We start from the raw sequence: 18,433 nt of genomic DNA, 5'->3' as shown, positions 1-18,433 counted from the left end.
TGCGCGTAGTGGCGGGCCGGCGTCTCATACTCGACGTGCGCCGTCGAGATGGTGATGCCACGGGCCTTTTCTTCCGGAGCCGCGTCGATCTGATCGTACGCCTTGTACTCACCGAAGTACTTCGTGATCGCTGCCGTCAGAGACGTCTTGCCGTGGTCAACGTGGCCAATCGTGCCAATGTTGACGTGCGGCTTGTTGCGCTCAAACTTACTCTTTCCCATTTTCGGGTCTCCATTTTGCTAGTCCTCGAAGGGATCTAATTCTTGTTATCGGTCAATTGGTATTCCGGTCACTTCTGACCGGAATACTTTGCCTGGATTTCAGTTGCGACGTTCGACGGGACCGGCGAGTAGTGATCGAAGGTCATCGTGTACTGGGCGCGGCCCTGGGACATGGAGCGCAGGTTGTCGACGTACTTGAACATGTTCGCGAGCGGGACGTTCGCGTTGATGACGACGGCGATACCGCGGCTTTCCTGGCCCTGGATCTGACCGCGACGGGAGTTCAGGTCGCCGATAACGTCGCCGACGTAATCTTCCGGGGTGACGACTTCGACCTTCATCATCGGCTCGAGCAGCTGAGCGCCGGCCTTCTTGGCTGCTTCACGGAAGCAGGCACGCGATGCAATTTCGAAGGCGAGAACCGAGGAGTCGACGTCGTGGAAGGCACCATCGATGAGGGTCGCCTTGACGCCGAGCATCGGGAAGCCTGCGAGCGGACCCGAAGACAGAACACTTTCGATGCCCTTCTGGACGCCGGGGATGTATTCCTTCGGAACGGAACCGCCGACGATCTTCGATTCGAACTTGAATTCGTCGCCGTCCGGGTTCGGTTCGAAGACGATCTTGACGCGCGCGAACTGGCCGGTACCACCGGACTGCTTCTTGTGCGTGTAGTCTTCTTCATGCGTCCGGGTGATGGTTTCGCGGTAGGCAACCTGCGGCGCGCCGACAGTTGCTTCGACCTTGAATTCACGACGCATGCGGTCGACGATGATGTCGAGATGCAGCTCGCCCATTCCGGCGATGATGGTCTGGCCGGATTCCTGGTCGGTCTTGACGCGGAAGGACGGATCTTCAGCAGCCAGGCGGTTGAGCGCGAGGCCCATCTTTTCCTGGTCGCCCTTGGTCTTCGGCTCGATGGCGATCTGGATGACCGGCTCCGGGAATTCCATGCGCTCGAGGATAACCGGCTTCAGCGGATCGCAGAGCGTGTCGCCCGTCGTGGTTTCCTTGAGGCCGGCGAGAGCGACGATGTCACCTGCGAAGGCTTCTTCGATGTCTTCACGCGAGTTGGAGTGCATCTGCAGCATACGGCCGACGCGCTCGCGCTTGTCCTTGACCGTGTTGATAACCGACGCGCCCTTTTCAAGCTTGCCGGAGTAGATGCGAGCGAAGGTCAACGAACCAACGAAGGGGTCGTTCATGATCTTGAAGGCGAGCATGGAGAGCGGCTCGCTGTCATCGGCATGACGCTCGATTTCAGCTTCCGTCTTGAAGTCGATGCCCTTGATCGCCGGGATGTCCATTGGCGACGGCAGGTAGTCGACAACGGCGTCGAGCAGCGGCTGCACGCCCTTGTTCTTGAAGGCGGTGCCACAGAACATCGGGTGGAACTTGACGTCGATCGTGCCGCGGCGAACCAGTGCACGGATCTGCTCGTTGTCCGGCAGAATGCCCTCGAGGTAAGCTTCGGTGGCGGCTTCGTCGATGTCGACGACCGTCTCGATCAGCTTTTCGCGATATTCTTCAGCCTTGGCCTTCATGTCCTCGGGGATCTCGACGACATCCCACTGTGCGCCGAGCGACTCGTCGCGCCAGATGAGCGCGTTCATCTCGACCAGGTCGATGACGCCCTTGAATTCGGTTTCTGCACCAATCGGCAACTGCATGACGACAGCCGTAGCACCGAGACGGGTCTTGATCATCTCGACGGAGCGGTAGAAGTCCGCGCCGGTCTTGTCCATCTTGTTGCAGAAGATCATCCGCGGAACATTATACTTTTCGGCCTGGCGCCAGACGGTTTCCGTCTGCGGCTCAACACCGGCGTTGGCGTCGAGCAGCGCGATGGCGCCGTCGAGAACGCGCAGCGAACGCTCGACTTCAATGGTGAAGTCGACGTGGCCGGGAGTGTCGATGATGTTGAAGCGGCGCATTTTGCCGTCACGGCCCTTCCAGAAGGTCGTGGTGGCAGCAGAAGTGATCGTGATGCCACGCTCCTGCTCCTGCTCCATCCAATCCATGGTGGCTGCGCCGTCGTGGACTTCGCCGATCTTGTGCGACTTGCCGGTATAATAAAGAATACGCTCGGTGGTCGTGGTCTTGCCGGCGTCGATATGCGCCATGATACCGAAATTACGGTAGTCTTCGATCTTATATTCGCGAGCCATTGTGGACTGCCTTTCGATACCGTTCGGAATTACCAGCGATAGTGCGAGAACGCGCGGTTGGCGTCAGCCATCTTGTGCGTGTCTTCGCGCTTCTTAACGGCGGAGCCGCGGTTGTTGGACGCATCGAGCAGTTCGCCGGAAAGGCGGTCAACCATAGTCGTTTCATTGCGCTTGCGGGCAGCAGCGATCAGCCAGCGAATAGCAAGAGCCTGGCGGCGCTCCGGACGAACATCGACGGGGACCTGATAGGTCGCACCACCGACACGACGCGAGCGGACTTCAACGTGCGGGGCAATGTTCTCAAGCGCAGAATGGAAAACCGTGAGCGGCTCCTGCTTGGACTTGCCATGAACAACGTCGAACGCACCGTAGACGATGTTTTCAGCAACGGACTTCTTGCCGTCGAGCATGATGGCATTCATGAACTTGGTGACGACGAGATCGCCGAACTTCGGGTCCGGATTGATCTCGCGCTTTTCTGCTTTATGACGTCTGGACATAGTTTTGTCTCTTCAACCGTTAAGGCGCTTCATGACGCGGAGGACCTCGCGCAGCGCCGGATTATTCAAAAGCCGAATTACTTCGGACGCTTCGCGCCGTACTTGGAGCGGCGCTGCTTGCGGTTCTTGACACCCTGGGTATCGAGAACGCCGCGGATGATGTGATAACGGACACCCGGAAGGTCCTTAACGCGGCCGCCACGGATCATGACGACGGAGTGTTCCTGAAGGTTGTGACCTTCGCCGGGGATGTAACCAATGACTTCGAAGCCGTTGGTCAGGCGGATCTTTGCGACCTTACGCAGAGCCGAGTTCGGCTTCTTCGGCGTCGTCGTGTAGACGCGCGTGCAAACGCCGCGCTTCTGCGGGTTCTCCTGGAGTGCGGGAACCTTGTTACGCTTTACGTTCGCCTGGCGAGGCTTGCGGATCAGCTGGTTTACGGTAGGCATTCAACCATCCCTTACGTTTTATCTCAGTACCCTTGCGGGCTTGAACTCGCGCCGTCTCCGGCAGTGACGCACTCTCCGTCAATGCGCAAAATATGGCCCGATCCGCTTCCGCAGATGGACCACAAGGAGCAGAGGACGCATAAAACATGCGTCGTGCGTGCAGCATCATGACTTCAACGTGCGTTTAGAACCTTGTTTGAGGTGAACTTCAGGGCGCGTCGCCCCGAACAGCCAAGCCTCACATGGGATCTGATGGCCGGGGTACTACTGGTTTCCACCCGTCTCGTCAAGGCCGGTTAAGAAATAAACTCGCCGTATCGCCTTGATATGGCGGCCGAACGCCCTGTTTCATCCTTCTAGACGAATTCGCGGCTGTGCACCAAGATAAAAACTTGGGCATTGCAGCAAAAACAGTTAAGGAATCAGCAATTGCGGCGTTCGGCCCTCACAGCAGGATTCGAGCGACCGAATCGTCAAAGAGCCGAAGGACAGGCGATGATCACGACACCTGATAACGACAATAATTTCGACGGCCCGATGATCTTCATCATCATCGGCAAGGGCTACGAGTCCGACGCCAGCGAAGGCATCGACCTGCACATCATGCTGAAGGCGCCTGACGACGACACCGCCGTACGCGAGGCCTTGAACGCCCTTGCCGAGGAAGGCTTCATCGAGGCCGATCTCGACCAGATCGGCATGCTGACCGAGGTCCCGGCCGAAGAGCCGCACGCATCTGCCTATCAGGGCGCCGTCGAAGGCGAAGTCGCGATCATCCGGTTCAACTGAAGGGAGCCGCCGCTGACGCTGTCAAGGCAGCCTAAGCGAAGCAGCGCCTCCCTCCCCGCCAGACCAGTCAGAGCAAATAAAACAAAAACCGCCCGGATCGCTCCGGGCGGTTTTTCAATTCGTCGACTTCAGCCGCGGATTATTCCGCAGCCGGAGCCTTTTCGGCCATGTCCTGCAGCATCGGCGTGGCAACGGCAGCACCCGTGCCCTTGCGGCGCTCTTCGAGGATCATCTCGTCGCGCGACGTGGCGATGCGGCGGATCTGGGTCATGGTACCGCCGGTACCGGCCGGGATGAGGCGGCCGACGATGACGTTTTCCTTCAGACCCTGCAGACCGTCGGTCTTGCCGGCGATTGCAGCTTCCGTCAGCACCTTGGTCGTTTCCTGGAAGGATGCGGCCGAGATGAAGGACGGGGTCTGCAGCGACGCCTTGGTGATGCCGAGAAGAACCGGATCGCCGTAGGCTGGCTTCTTGCCCTGCTCGATCAGATGATCGTTGACGTCTTCGAGCTCGATCCGGTCGACATTGTCGCCGACGATATAGGTCGAGTCGCCTGCATCGGTGATTTCCACCTTCTGCAGCATCTGACGGACAATCACCTCGATGTGCTTGTCGTTGATGACGACGCCCTGCAGGCGGTAGACTTCCTGGATCTCGTTGACGAGGTAGGAGGCCAGAGCCTCCACGCCCTTGATCGCCAGGATGTCGTGCGGAGCCGGGTTACCGTCGAGGATGTAGTCACCCTTTTCGATATAGTCGCCTTCCTGAAGGTGGAAGGGCTTGCCCTTCGGGATCAGGTATTCGACAGGCTCGACACCGTCTTCCGCCGGCTCGATGATGACGCGACGCTTGTTCTTGTAGTCGCGGCCGAGACGGATCGTTCCATCGATCTCTGCGATGATGGCGTGGTCCTTCGGACGACGGGCTTCGAACAGCTCGGCAACACGCGGCAGACCGCCGGTGATGTCCTTGGTCTTGGCGCTTTCGAGCGGCGAACGGGCGAGGACGTCACCCTGGGAGACCTTCGTGCCCGGCTCGACCGACAAGATCGCATCGACCGAGAGCAGGAAGCGGGCATCACCACCACGGGACAGCTTGGCGATATTGCCGCTGGCATCCTTGATGACGATCGCCGGCTTGAGGTCCGAGCCGCGCGGGGTCGAACGCCAGTCGATGACCTGACGCTTGGTGATGCCGGTCGATTCGTCGGTCGCTTCCAGAACGGAGAGACCGTCGACCAGATCTTCAAACTGAACGGTACCGGCCACTTCCGTCATCATTGGACGGGTGTAGGGGTCCCACTCTGCCAGACGCTGGCCGCGCTTGACCTTATCGCCTTCGTCGACATGCAGCTTCGAACCGTAGGCCACACGCTGCGACGACCGCTCGACACCACGTTCGTCCAGGATCTGGACGGTCATGTTGCGGCCCATGGCAACGAGATTGCCATCGGAGTTGCGCAGGATGTTGCGGTTCTTGATCTGCACCGTACCTTCGTACGAGGCTTCAAGGAACGACTGGTCGACCACGGTTGCCGTACCGCCAAGGTGGAAGGTACGCATGGTGAGCTGGGTGCCCGGCTCGCCGATCGACTGAGCAGCGATGACGCCGACGGCTTCGCCCATATTGACCGGCGTACCGCGCGCGAGGTCGCGGCCGTAGCAGACAGAGCAGACGCCCGTCTGGATTTCGCAGGTCAGTGCCGAGCGGATGCGGATCGACTGGATGCCGGCCTTTTCGATTTCGACGACGTCGGGCTCGAGGATCATCTTGCCGGCATCGACGATGCGCTCACCCGTGACCGGATGATCGATGTCGTCGAGCGCCGTGCGGCCGAGGATACGGGCGCCGATCGAGGCAACCACCTGGCCGGCATCGACGATGGCGGTCATGGTGAGGCCCGTCTGCGTTCCGCAGTCGACATGCGTGACGATGCAATCCTGCGCGACGTCGACGAGACGGCGGGTCAGGTAGCCGGAGTTGGCGGTCTTCAGGGCGGTGTCTGCCAGACCCTTACGGGCGCCGTGCGTCGAGTTGAAGTACTCGTTGACGGTCAGGCCTTCCTTGAAGTTCGAGATGATCGGGGTCTCGATGATTTCGCCCGACGGCTTGGCCATGAGGCCACGCATGCCGCCCAGCTGGCGCATCTGGTTCGGAGAACCGCGGGCACCGGAGTGGCTCATCATGTAGATCGAGTTCATCGGCTTCTGGCGACCGGTCTTCTCATCGAATTCGACCGCCTTGATGCGCGCCATCATCTCTTCGGCGACCTTTTCGGTCGCCTTGCCCCAGGCGTCGACAACCTTGTTGTACTTCTCGCCCTGGGTGATGAGGCCGTCATTGTACTGCTGCTCGTATTCCTTCACCAGATTTTCGGTGTCGGCAACGATCTTGGCCTTGGCATCCGGAATGACCATGTCGTCCTTGCCGAACGAAATGCCGGCGCGGCAGGCATGGGCGAAACCGAGCTGCATGATGCGGTCGCAGAAAATGACCGTGTCCTTCTGGCCGCAATGGCGATAGACCGTGTCGATCATCTTCGAGATGTTCTTCTTGGTCATTTCCTGGTTGCAGATATCGAAGGGTACCTTGCCGTTCTTCGGCAACAGTTCACCGATGAGCAGACGGCCAGGCGTCGTCTCGTAGATCTTCGAGTAAGGCTTGCCATCCTCGTCGACCGACTTGAAGCGGCCGCGGATCTTGGTGTGCAGCGTCACGACCTTGCTTTCGAGAGCGTGATGCAGCTCGCCGAGATCGGAGAAGGCCATGCCTTCGCCCGGCTCGTTCTGGTTGAGGATCGACAGATAGTAGAGGCCGAGAACCATGTCCTGCGAGGGAACGATGATCGGCGCGCCGTTGGCCGGGTGCAGGATGTTATTGGTCGACATCATCAGCACGCGGGCTTCGAGCTGGGCTTCGAGCGACAGCGGCACGTGAACGGCCATCTGGTCACCGTCGAAGTCGGCGTTGAAGGCCGTGCAGACGAGCGGATGCAGCTGGATCGCCTTGCCTTCGACCAGGGTAGGTTCGAAGGCCTGGATGCCCAGGCGGTGCAGCGTCGGTGCGCGGTTCAAGAGAACCGGATGCTCGCGGATGACCTCGTCGAGGATATCCCAGACTTCCGGCTTTTCCTTTTCGACCAGCTTCTTGGCCTGCTTGACGGTCGAGGAGTAACCCTTGGCGTCGAGGCGGGCATAGATGAACGGCTTGAAGAGCTCGAGCGCCATCTTCTTCGGCAGGCCGCACTGGTGCAGCTTCAGTTCCGGACCGGTGACGATGACCGAACGGCCGGAATAGTCGACGCGCTTGCCGAGCAGGTTCTGACGGAAGCGGCCCTGCTTGCCCTTCAGCATGTCGGAGAGCGACTTCAGCGGACGCTTGTTGGCGCCGGTGATGACGCGGCCGCGGCGGCCGTTGTCGAACAGCGCGTCAACGGATTCCTGCAGCATGCGCTTTTCATTGCGGATGATGATGCCAGGCGCACGAAGCTCGATCAGGCGCTTCAGACGGTTGTTGCGGTTGATGACGCGGCGGTAGAGATCGTTCAGATCCGACGTCGCGAAACGGCCGCCGTCGAGCGGAACCAGCGGACGCAGGTCCGGCGGGATGACCGGAACGACCTTCATGATCATCCATTCCGGACGATTGCCCGACTCCATGAAGTTCTCGACGATCTTCAGGCGCTTCATCAGCTTCTTCTGCTTGAGATCCGACGTGGTGTCGGCAAGCTCAGCGCGCAGGTCGCCAGCGATCTTCTCGAGGTTCATCGAGGCCAGCATCTCGTAGATCGCCTCGGCGCCGATCATCGCTGTGAACTGGTCTTCGCCGTATTCGTCAACGGCGAGCATGTACTCTTCTTCCGAGAGGAGCTGGTGCTCCTTCAGGGCGGTCAGGCCCGGCTCGGTGACGATGTAGTTTTCGAAGTAGAGGACGCGCTCGACATCCTTCAGCGTCATGTCGAGCAGCGTCGAAATGCGGCTCGGCAGCGACTTCAGGAACCAGATATGGGCAACGGGAGCGGCGAGCTCGATATGGCCCATGCGCTCACGGCGAACGCGCGACAGCGTGACTTCGACGCCGCACTTTTCGCAGATGATGCCCTTGTACTTCATGCGCTTGTACTTGCCGCACAGGCATTCGTAGTCCTTGATCGGCCCGAAGATGCGCGCGCAGAACAGACCGTCGCGTTCCGGCTTGAACGTACGGTAGTTGATGGTTTCCGGCTTCTTGATCTCACCGTAAGACCAGGAGAGGATCTTCTCCGGAGACGCGATCGAAATCCGAATAGAATCGAAATTCTGTGCAGGCACCTGCGGATTGAAAAGATTCATGACCTCTTGGTTCATGCCTGTCTCCTTCATGGGCTAAAGCGCCCTTAAAATGCGATGGTCGGCGGCAAATTCCCGGGAGCCGCCTCCCTCGCTTAAACGAGAATAACCGCTAGATGCGGCGAAACTTCCCTTCCGAGCCGACACGGATTCGGCGCCCGGCGGGACCGGCGTGCGCTGCATTGGCAGCGCACGCCCTATCAAGTGCTTACTCGGCCGCGTCGGGCAGCTGAGCTGCCTGCGCCTCGTCAAGCTTGGTGTTCTCGAGCTCGACGCTGAGGCCCAGCGAGCGCATTTCCTTGACGAGAACGTTGAAGCTTTCCGGAATACCGGCTTCGAACGTGTCGTCTCCGCGGACAATGGCTTCGTAGACCTTGGTGCGGCCGGCGACGTCGTCCGACTTCACCGTCAGCATTTCCTGCAGCGTGTAGGCCGCGCCGTATGCTTCGAGCGCCCAGACTTCCATTTCGCCGAAGCGCTGACCACCGAACTGCGCCTTGCCGCCCAGCGGCTGCTGGGTCAYGAGCGAGTAAGGACCGATCGAACGAGCATGGATCTTATCGTCGACCAAGTGGTTGAGCTTCAGCATGTAGATATAGCCCACGGTCACCTGGCGGTCGAACTGCTCGCCGGTACGGCCGTCATAGAGCGTCGACTGACCGGTATCCTTGAGACCTGCCAGGCGCAGCATGTCGTTGACGTCGGCTTCGTTTGCACCGTCGAAAACAGGCGTCGCAATCGAAACGCCACGCTTCCACTGGTCGGCGAGACGCAGAACCGAGTCATCGTCGAACTCATGGACCTGTTCGGCCTTCGGGCCGGTACCGACGACATCGCCGATGGTCTTGCGCAGCGGCTCAATGTTGCCATTGGCCTTGTATGCATCGATCAGTTCGCCAATCTGGCGACCCATGCCGGCGCAAGCCCAACCCAGATGCGTTTCGAGGATCTGGCCTACGTTCATGCGCGAAGGCACGCCGAGCGGGTTCAGAACGACGTCGACATGCGTGCCGTCTTCGAGGAACGGCATGTCTTCCACTGGCACAATGCGCGAGACGACGCCCTTGTTCCCGTGGCGGCCGGCCATCTTGTCGCCCGGCTGGATCTTGCGCTTTACGGCGACGAAGACCTTGACCATCTTCATGACGCCAGGAGGCATTTCATCGCCGCGCTGGACCTTTTCGACCTTGTCCATGAAGCGCTGTTCAAGGCGCGACTTGGATTCGTCGTACTGACCACGGAGCGCTTCGAGCTCGCTCTGGACCTTTTCGTCTTCGACCGCGAACATCCACCACTGCGAGCGGGGATATTCGGAGACGACGGCGTTCGAAAGCTCGCTGCCCTTCTTGAAGCCCTTCGGGCCGGCAATGGAAGCCTGGCCGCGCAGCATCTCGATCAGACGGCCGTAGACGTTACGGTCGAGGATCGCCTGCTCGTCGTCACGGTCCTTTGCCAGACGCTCGATTTCTTCGCGCTCGATCGCCATCGCGCGCTCGTCTTTTTCAACGCCGTGGCGGTTGAAGACGCGAACTTCGACGATCGTGCCGTAAGTGCCGGGCGGCATGCGCATGGAGGTGTCGCGCACGTCGGAGGCCTTTTCGCCGAAGATGGCGCGCAGAAGCTTTTCTTCCGGCGTCATCGGGCTTTCGCCCTTCGGTGTGATCTTGCCGACGAGGATATCGCCCGGCTGAACTTCAGCGCCGATATAGACGATGCCGGCTTCGTCGAGGTTCTTCAGCGCTTCTTCCGAAACGTTCGGAATATCGCGGGTGATTTCCTCAGGACCAAGCTTGGTGTCGCGCGCCATCACTTCGAATTCCTCGATGTGAATGGAGGTGAACACGTCGTCGGCAACGATACGCTCGGAGAGCAGGATCGAGTCTTCGTAGTTGTAGCCGTTCCAAGGCATGAACGCGACGAGCGCGTTGCGGCCGAGCGCCAGGTCGCCGAGATCGGTCGACGGGCCGTCGGCGAGGATGTCGCCGCGGTTGACCTCGTCACCGACGGTGACCAGCGGGCGCTGGTTGACGCAGGTGTTCTGGTTCGAACGCTGGAACTTCTGCAGGCGGTAGATATCGACGCCGGATTTGCCGGCTTCGAGGTCTTCCGTGGCGCGGATAACGATACGCGTCGCGTCGACCTGGTCGACCACGCCGCCGCGGCGGGCGCCGATGGCGGCACCGGAGTCACGGGCGACGACCGGTTCCATGCCGGTACCGACGAACGGAGCTTCGGCACGCAGCAGCGGCACTGCCTGACGCTGCATGTTCGAGCCCATGAGCGCGCGGTTGGCGTCGTCGTTTTCCAGGAACGGGATGAGCGCTGCCGCGACCGAAACGACCTGCTTCGGCGAGACGTCCATCAAGTTCATGCTGTCGCGCGGGGCGAGCATAACTTCACCGGCATGACGGCAGACGACGAATTCATCGACGAAGGAACCGTCAGCGTTCATCTCGGCGTTGGCCTGTGCGACGTAGTACTTCGCCTCTTCCATGGCGGAGAGGTAGAGCACGTCGTTCGTCACCTTACCGTCCACGATGCGGCGGTACGGGCTTTCGATGAAGCCGTACTTGTTGACGCGGGCAAAGGTCGCAAGCGAGTTGATGAGACCGATGTTCGGGCCTTCCGGCGTTTCAATCGGGCAGATGCGGCCATAGTGGGTCGGATGCACGTCGCGGACTTCGAAGCCGGCACGCTCACGGGTCAGACCGCCCGGGCCAAGAGCCGAAAGACGGCGCTTGTGGGTGATTTCCGAGAGCGGGTTGACCTGGTCCATGAACTGCGAGAGCTGCGAGGAACCGAAGAATTCGCGAACGGCAGCGGCGGCCGGCTTGGCGTTGATCAGGTCCTGCGGCATGACCGTGTCGATCTCGATCGAGGACATGCGTTCCTTGATCGCGCGCTCCATGCGCAGCAGGCCGAGACGGTACTGGTTTTCCATCAGCTCGCCGACCGAGCGGACGCGGCGGTTGCCGAGGTTGTCGATGTCGTCGATCTCGCCCTTGCCGTCGCGCAGTTCGACCAGCATCCGAACCACGGCCAGGATGTCATCCTTGCGCAGGATGCGGACGGTGTCTTCGACGGTCAGGTCGAGGCGCATGTTCATCTTGACGCGGCCGACGGCGGAGAGGTCGTAACGCTCCGCATCGAAGAACAGCGAGTTGAACATGGCTTCGGCCGATTCCATGGTCGGCGGCTCACCCGGACGCATGACGCGGTAGATGTCGAACAGAGCGTCCTGACGGTTCTCGTTCTTGTCAGCTGTCAGCGTGTTGCGGATATAGGCGCCGACATTGATGTGATCGATGCCGAGAACCGGGATCTCGTCGAAACCATTCGCCAGGATAACGCCAAGCGTCTTCTCGTCGATTTCGTCGCCGGCCTCGAGGTAGATCTCACCCGTCGAGTAGTTGACGATGTCGCCGGCAAGGTAATTGCCGTAAAGATCGTCGTCGGCGGCCTTGAGGGCCTTCAGGCCCTTGTCGGAAAGCTGCCGCAGCAGGCGCGGGGTCAGCTTCTTGCCGGCTTCCACGACGACTTCGCCGGTATCGGCGTCGACCATCTCGGTGATCGCCTTGGCACCCTTCAGCGTTTCCGGCTTGAAGGGAATGCGCCAGCCTTCGCCGTCGCGCTTGTAGAGCGACTTCGTGTAGAAGGTGTCGAGGATTTCCTCGCCGTCCATGCCGAGCGCCATCAGCAGCGACGTCACAGGGATCTTGCGGCGGCGGTCGATACGGGCGTAGACGATGTCCTTGGCGTCGAATTCGATATCGAGCCAGGAACCGCGATAGGGGATGACGCGCGCAGCAAAGAGCAGCTTGCCGGAAGAATGGCTCTTGCCCTTGTCATGGTCGAAGAAGACGCCCGGCGAACGGTGCATCTGGGAAACGATCACGCGCTCGGTGCCGTTGACGATAAACGTGCCGTTGTTGGTCATGAGCGGCATGTCGCCCATGTAGACGGACTGTTCCTTGATGTCCTTGATCGACTTCGCGCCGGTATCCTCGTCGATATCGAACACGATGAGGCGCAGCGTCACCTTCAGCGGCGCGGCATAGGTCAGGTCGCGCTGACGGCATTCGTCAACGTCGAACTTCGGCGGTTCGAATTCGTAGGACACGAATTCCAGCATCGATGCACCGGAGAAATCGGTGATCGGGAAAACCGACTTGAAAACGGCCTGAAGACCTTCGTCGGGTCGGCCGCCCTTCGGCTCTTCAACCATTAGAAACTGGTCGTAGGACGCCTTCTGAACCTCGATGAGGTTCGGCATTTCTGCGACTTCGGGGATCTTACCAAAAAACTTGCGTACGCGCCTGCGACCATTGAACGAAAGGGTCTGAGCCATCGTCGCTCCTTCAAAATCTTGCACCCGGGCCTGCAACGGACGGGAACCGATGGCCAGTCGATCCCGTCAATCAATGAGTAGTTCAATCTCGTCCGACTCCAGAAAACGCTCAGCTCGGATTGCTGTGCTGCCCTCGGTGCGAGACCATCCTTTTGAAGAACCCATTACCCAAAAGCCGTTTCGACGCGGCTTTTGGGTAATTCGTTCAGAAAAACGGCAAATGGGAGGCAGTAGAAATACTGCCTCCCAAAAGCAGTTTAAGATTACTTGACGTCGGCCTTGGCGCCAGCGTCTTCAAGCTTCTTCTTGATGTCAGCGGCTTCAGCCTTGTTGACGCCTTCCTTGACAGCCTTCGGAGCGGCTTCGACGAGGTCCTTGGCTTCCTTGAGGCCGAGACCCGTGATGGCGCGGACTTCCTTGATGACGTTGATCTTGTTGGCACCAGCTTCGACGAGGATGACGTCGAATTCGGTCTTTTCTTCTTCAACGACAGCAGCAGCGCCAGCACCGCCGGCAGCGGCAGCAACAGCTACCGGAGCAGCAGCGGAAACGCCCCACTTTTCTTCAAGAAGCTTCGACAGTTCTGCAGCTTCCAGAACGGTCAGCGAGGAGAGGTCGTCAACGATCTTTGCGAGATCAGCCATTTTACTAGTTCCTTTTGTTCGGTTCGAACCGGTTGATTATAAACAGCGAAAAACCGCCTTACGCGGCTTCGTCCTTCTTGGCGTAGGCCGCAAACACGCGGGCAAGCTGGCTTGCCGGTGCTGCAACAACCCCAGCGATGCGGGTAGCCGGTGTCTGGATCATGCCCAGCAGCTTCGCACGCAACTCATCGAGCGAAGGCAGGGTCGCAAGCGACTTGACTGCATCGGCGTTGAGCGTGGTTGTTCCCATGGCGCCGCCCAGAACAATGATCTTGTCATTGGTCTTGGCGAATTCCATGACGACTTTCGGAGCGGTGATCGGATCGGTGCTGTATGCAATCAGCGTCTGACCCTTGAAGAGATTGGACATCCCTTCCGCTTCCGTACCCTGAAGGGCGATCTTGGCCAGGCGGTTCTTCGCGACTTTGACGGTGCCGCCAGCTGCGCGCATCTTCGAACGAAAATCGTTCATCTGCGCGACTGTAGCACCAGCATAGTGGGCCACGACAACTGAGCCCGAAGCCTTGAAGACTTCGTTCAGTTCCGTGACGAATTCGCGTTTTTCCGCTCTTTCCACTGCCTATCTCCAGTTGGCGGGACCAAAAACGGGCCCGCCGGTTGCCTTTTGCCTCCTGGGATCATGCGAGATCCCAAGCGACGCTTGAGGATCCTGTCCCCCCGCGCTCTCGCGCCAATCAAGGCTAAAGAGGCACAAGGCATCCAAGGCTCGAACCGAGTTCCTAGAAGCGAACTTCATGCAATTCGGGTCTTACCCGTCTCATGCAGGCTAAGTGATTAAGGGAAAACCACCTGCAATCTCGGACAGGATTCCGGATTTCTCCGGAATATTCCGGCCCCTTGCGAGGCCGGAAATTCAGTCGCCGGATTTAAAGCCCGGCAGTAAACTTATGCAGCCGGCGCACCGGTGACCGAGCCGGGCTCGATCTTGACGCCCGGACCCATGGTCGAGGAAATCGCCACGCGCTTGACGTAGTTGCCCTTGGCGCCTGCCGGCTTCGCCTTGATGACGGCGTCAGCAAAGGCGCGGATGTTTTCTTCCAGAGCCTTGGCGTCGAAAGAGGCCTTGCCGATGCCGGCATGGACGATGCCAGCCTTCTCGACGCGGAACTCGACAGCACCGCCCTTGGAAGCCTTGACGGCTCCGGCGACGTCCATGGTGACGGTGCCGACCTTCGGGTTCGGCATCATGCCGCGGGGGCCGAGAACCTTACCGAGACGGCCGACGAGCGGCATCATATCGGGGGTGGCGATGCAGCGATCGAATTCGATCTTGCCGCCCTGGACGATTTCGACAAGCTCTTCGGCGCCGACGATATCGGCACCGGCGGCCTTGGCTTCGTCAGCCTTGGCGCCACGAGCGAAGACGGCAACGCGAACCGTACGGCCCGTGCCGTTCGGAAGGTTGACGACGCCGCGAACCATCTGGTCCGCATGGCGCGGGTCAACGCCGAGGTTCATCGAGACTTCGATGGTTTCGTCGAACTTGGCGACAGCCCGTTCCTTGACCATGCCGATGGCCAGGGTCAGAGCGTAGAGCTTGGTGGGATCAACACCTTCGTTGATCTTCTGCGTGCGCTTACCAGCCATGATCTTAACCCACCACTTCCAGGCCCATGGCGCGGGCAGAGCCCTCGATCATCGCCATTGCACCTTCGATATCCGCTGCGTTCAGATCCTTCATCTTGGCTTCTGCGATCGACTTGATCTGAGCCTTGGTGAGGGAACCGGCCTTGGCGCCCTTGCCGGGCGTCTTGGAACCGGATGTGATCTTCGCTTCCTTCTTCAGCCAGTAGCTGACCGGCGGCTGCTTCATCGCGAAGGTGAAGGACTTGTCCTGGTAATAGGTAATGACGACCGGGATCGGCATACCCTTTTCCATTTCCTGCGTGGCGGCATTGAACGCCTTGCAGAATTCCATGATGTTAATGCCACGCTGACCAAGCGCCGGACCAATCGGCGGGGATGGGTTTGCCGATCCTGCCTTGACCTGAAGCTTGAGCTGGCCTGCAACTTTCTTAGCCATATCTCTCTGCCTTTCATGAACGGCCAGTCGCCCGGCCCGTGATGCCGGATCTCTCCGGCGGCTGCGGTTGCGTGGTACGGATCATCAGGGCCCGGCTAAGACCCCCTCACCTTCCACGCGGGTGCGGACAAGGTCCGCAGGAAACAGGCCGCAAGGGCCAGCTTCCAGTTTCTGCAATCAGACCTTCTCGACCTGAGCGTATTCCAGCTCGACCGGCGTTGCGCGGCCGAAGATCGACACTTCCACCTTCAGGCGCGAACGCTCTTCGTCCACATCCTGAACCGTGCCATTGAACGATGCGAATGGGCCGTCGGAAACGCGGACCTGCTCGCCGATCTCGAAGGTAATGGAAGCCTTCGGCCGCTCGACACCTTCCTGGACCTGACCGAGAATGCGCTCGGCTTCATAGTCCGGAATCGGAACGGGCTTATTGTCGGAGCCGAGGAAGCCTGTGACCTTCGGCGTATTCTTGATCAGATGGTAGGCTTCGTCCGTCAGATTGGCACGAACCATGACATAGCCCGGGAAGAACTTGCGCTCCGAATCGACCTTGCGGCCACGACGCACTTCCACCACCTTTTCGGTCGGCACGAGGATCTTCTCGAACAGGTGCTCAAGCCCCTTCTGGCGAGCCTTGTTCTCGATATCTTCAGCCACCTTCTTTTCAAAATTAGAATATGCGTGGACGATGTACCAACGTGCCGCCATTTTCATCTCCACCCGTATCAGTTGCCGGTATTCAGCACGAAGCTCAGAGCCCAGCCGATCAGCTGGTCAGCGGCAAAGAAAAACAGCGCGGCGAAAACCACCATCACCAGCACCATGACCGTCGAGATCATGGTCTCGCGGCGCGATGGCCATGTAACTTTGGACGTCTCGGAGCGAACCTGCTGCAGAAACGTAAACGGATTGGATTTGGATGCCATCGACTGCCCACGCAATTACGGCGCGTAAAGCTGAAACTATCAGCCCCACGCACCGCGTGTCTGTTGAACCCTAAATAAACACCGATTTCCGAATACACAAGAGGGAAACCGAAGTTTAACGAAATTACTTACCACCAATCAATCCTCGGCCGGAAACGCCGCGAGCATATCCGCGCTGTCCCGCATCAAGGAAAATGGCAGGGGCAGTAGGGCTCGAACCTACGACCTGCGGTTTTGGAGACCGCCGCTCTACCAACTGAGCTATACCCCTTCATACCGATCATTCAGCGCCTGAGCCAAGGCCCGAAAATCGCTGCTGAAAAGCATGGCGCTCCCTTTAGGACGACGACACGGGATTGGCAAGCACGATTTTCGATTTTCAAAGCCATTCTCCTGATATGCGAACGATCGGCTTTTCAATCGCGTGACCAGATCCGTTCAGACCTTCACATATTTCCGCCAATCGTGCTCTTCCCTGAAGCCCAGCACCTCGCGGATCTTGCGGTTGGAGAGCAGGCTCTCATATTCGCCGATCTCGCGAGTGAAAGGCACGTTCGGAAAGAATCGCTTCGCAAGCTCCTTCGATGGCGTATTGGCCGAGACGGTGTCATTGGCGGCATTGAAGACCTGATAGCCGAGGCCGTCCTTCTCGATGCAGAGATGGCAGATCTGTCCGAGGTCGCGGGCGTCGATATAGCTCCAGGCGATGCGCTTGCGCATCTCGGGATTGGCGAAATAGGTCGGGAACTTCTCGTAGTCGTCAGGCTCGATGACGTTGCCGATGCGCAGCGCATAGATGTCGAAGCCCGAACGTTCGGCAAAGGCGCGCGCCGTCTTTTCGTTGACCACCTTCGAAAGGCCGTAGGAATCCATCGGATTGACGTCGTAGTCCTCCTCCAGCGGGAACTGGTGGAAATCGCGGTGGCCTTCGGCGAAGCAGACGCCGTAGGTCGTCTCGCTCGATGCGACGATGATCTTCCTGATGCCGAGCTTCACCGCCGCCTCGATGACATTATAGGTGCCCATCGTGTTGATCCTGAAGGTTTCGTTATCGGGCTTGATCAGGATGCGCGGGATGGCGGCGAAATGCACGACGGCGTCGAAGGGCTGCACGCCCCTGCCCGCGTCGAGATCGGGAAAATCGCGATGCATCGAGAGCGCGTTGAACACCTGACCGCTATCGGTGATGTCGGCGATGAGATTGGTGACGCCGGCGCTATCCAGCGGCACAAGATCGAGGTTGTGAACCTCGTAACCGGCATTGACGAGCCATGGCACAGCATGGCGACCTGCCTTGCCAGAACCGCCAGTGAACAGAATACGTCTTTTCATGGAATATCCTCCGCGTCATGAAATCGGAGGCATAGATAGACGCTTCCGCGCGAAGAGCAAGCGAGCGTCCTGCAAGGGTTCACCCCCGCGTCGCCAGGAGCATCCTATCCGGGAGCACCTGGCCGATCATTTCCGATCATCGCAGAACCCTGCGATGCTCGGCAAAGGTCGTCACTTGACGACACTTACCTCGCCAATCTGCACTACGGCAGACTGAACAACTTCTTGCGGAATTGCAGCGATGAAAAACATCGTGAAAACATACATCGCGAATATCGTCGCAGCGAATGTGGCCTTTGGAATCATCCGGGCTCTCCTCTTTGCAAGAAGGAGTCTGGACTACAATGGTCCAATCACAAACCGGTTTCTGAACGTGAGATGAACAAAATACTGTGACAGGCCAATTTAACGATATTTTTACAACACCTGTTAAGCCTACAGGAAGCCATGACAATGAAAAACCCCGCTGTTTCCAGCGGGGTCTTCATAATTGCGGATAACTCGAAAGTTATTCGACGATCGACGCGACGATRCCGGCGCCGACGGTGCGGCCGCCTTCGCGGATCGCGAAGCGCAGCTTTTCTTCCATCGCGATCGGAACGATCAGCTCGACGGCAACCGTGACGTTGTCGCCCGGCATCACCATCTCCGTGCCTTCCGGCAGCGTCACAATGCCCGTCAC

The 18,433-nt window shown here is 59.2% G+C and carries 16 protein-coding genes and 1 tRNA gene; 1 reads left to right on the top strand and 16 read right to left on the bottom strand.

Going from position 1 to position 18,433, the window contains the following annotated elements; all coding sequences use genetic code 11:
* The 4 genes from AC1D2N_RS35185 to rpsL all read right to left on the bottom strand — a co-directional run.
* A partial coding sequence (locus tag AC1D2N_RS35185; RefSeq protein ID WP_260682959.1) for a GTP-binding protein occupies window positions 1–221 on the bottom strand: 221 nt, incomplete at its 3' end.
* Window positions 222–289: 68 nt separating this feature from the next.
* Entirely contained in the window at window positions 290–2,389 is a 2,100-nt protein-coding gene (fusA, locus tag AC1D2N_RS35180; protein WP_018241640.1) for an elongation factor G, read from the bottom strand.
* Window positions 2,390–2,418: 29 nt separating this feature from the next.
* Window positions 2,419–2,889: a 30S ribosomal protein S7 gene (rpsG, locus tag AC1D2N_RS35175; RefSeq protein ID WP_003547538.1), complete on the bottom strand. Its 471-nt coding sequence runs from the start codon at window positions 2,887–2,889 to the stop codon at window positions 2,419–2,421.
* Window positions 2,890–2,966: 77 nt separating this feature from the next.
* Window positions 2,967–3,338 carry a 30S ribosomal protein S12 gene (gene rpsL / locus AC1D2N_RS35170; RefSeq protein ID WP_003547537.1) on the bottom strand — a complete coding sequence of 124 codons (372 nt, stop codon included), beginning with the start codon at window positions 3,336–3,338 and terminating at the stop codon, window positions 2,967–2,969.
* A gap of 495 nt (window positions 3,339–3,833) precedes the next feature.
* On the opposite strand from rpsL, the gene AC1D2N_RS35165 reads away from it, so the two are divergent.
* Window positions 3,834–4,127 (top strand): hypothetical protein, encoded by a 294-nt coding sequence (locus AC1D2N_RS35165; RefSeq protein WP_003547528.1) that lies wholly within the window; start codon window positions 3,834–3,836, stop codon window positions 4,125–4,127.
* A 139-nt stretch (window positions 4,128–4,266) separates the two neighbouring features.
* Here the strand turns inward: AC1D2N_RS35165 and rpoC are convergent, their stop codons facing one another.
* The 12 genes from rpoC to AC1D2N_RS35105 form a co-directional block, all read right to left on the bottom strand.
* Window positions 4,267–8,475 carry a DNA-directed RNA polymerase subunit beta' gene (rpoC, locus tag AC1D2N_RS35160; RefSeq protein WP_018241638.1) on the bottom strand — a complete coding sequence of 1,403 codons (4,209 nt, stop codon included), beginning with the start codon at window positions 8,473–8,475 and terminating at the stop codon, window positions 4,267–4,269.
* Between the two features lie 190 nt (window positions 8,476–8,665).
* Window positions 8,666–12,805, bottom strand: a complete 4,140-nt coding sequence (gene rpoB, locus AC1D2N_RS35155; protein ID WP_477982935.1) for a DNA-directed RNA polymerase subunit beta — start codon at window positions 12,803–12,805, stop codon at window positions 8,666–8,668.
* A 263-nt stretch (window positions 12,806–13,068) separates the two neighbouring features.
* Window positions 13,069–13,449, bottom strand: a complete 381-nt coding sequence (rplL, locus tag AC1D2N_RS35150) for a 50S ribosomal protein L7/L12 (RefSeq protein ID WP_018241636.1) — start codon at window positions 13,447–13,449, stop codon at window positions 13,069–13,071.
* Window positions 13,450–13,507: 58 nt separating this feature from the next.
* Window positions 13,508–14,026 carry a 50S ribosomal protein L10 gene (rplJ, locus tag AC1D2N_RS35145; protein ID WP_477982933.1) on the bottom strand — a complete coding sequence of 173 codons (519 nt, stop codon included), beginning with the start codon at window positions 14,024–14,026 and terminating at the stop codon, window positions 13,508–13,510.
* Window positions 14,027–14,355: 329 nt separating this feature from the next.
* Window positions 14,356–15,057 carry a 50S ribosomal protein L1 gene (gene rplA, locus AC1D2N_RS35140; RefSeq protein ID WP_012757015.1) on the bottom strand — a complete coding sequence of 234 codons (702 nt, stop codon included), beginning with the start codon at window positions 15,055–15,057 and terminating at the stop codon, window positions 14,356–14,358.
* Between the two features lie 4 nt (window positions 15,058–15,061).
* Entirely contained in the window at window positions 15,062–15,493 is a 432-nt protein-coding gene (rplK, locus tag AC1D2N_RS35135; RefSeq protein WP_003547518.1) for a 50S ribosomal protein L11, read from the bottom strand.
* Between the two features lie 177 nt (window positions 15,494–15,670).
* Entirely contained in the window at window positions 15,671–16,201 is a 531-nt protein-coding gene (nusG, locus tag AC1D2N_RS35130; RefSeq protein ID WP_003547516.1) for a transcription termination/antitermination protein NusG, read from the bottom strand.
* 17 nt (window positions 16,202–16,218) lie between these two features.
* Entirely contained in the window at window positions 16,219–16,419 is a 201-nt protein-coding gene (gene secE, locus AC1D2N_RS35125) for a preprotein translocase subunit SecE (protein WP_003558522.1), read from the bottom strand.
* Window positions 16,420–16,614: 195 nt separating this feature from the next.
* Window positions 16,615–16,690, bottom strand: a tRNA-Trp gene (locus AC1D2N_RS35120).
* Between the two features lie 167 nt (window positions 16,691–16,857).
* A complete protein-coding gene (locus AC1D2N_RS35115) occupies window positions 16,858–17,751 on the bottom strand; it encodes an NAD-dependent epimerase/dehydratase family protein (protein WP_130652204.1) in 894 nt (297 codons plus the stop codon).
* 171 nt (window positions 17,752–17,922) lie between these two features.
* On the bottom strand, window positions 17,923–18,057 hold the full coding sequence (locus AC1D2N_RS35110; protein WP_003547509.1) for a hypothetical protein: 135 nt from the start codon (window positions 18,055–18,057) through the stop codon (window positions 17,923–17,925).
* A 202-nt stretch (window positions 18,058–18,259) separates the two neighbouring features.
* A partial coding sequence (locus tag AC1D2N_RS35105) for an EF-Tu C-terminal domain-related protein (protein WP_477982938.1) occupies window positions 18,260–18,433 on the bottom strand: 174 nt, incomplete at its 5' end.

The sequence above is a fragment of the Rhizobium sp. P1_B8 genome, assembly GCF_056406515.1.
The sequence above is the reverse complement of the archived record's forward strand: the minus strand, read 5'-3'. Positions and strand labels throughout refer to the sequence as shown.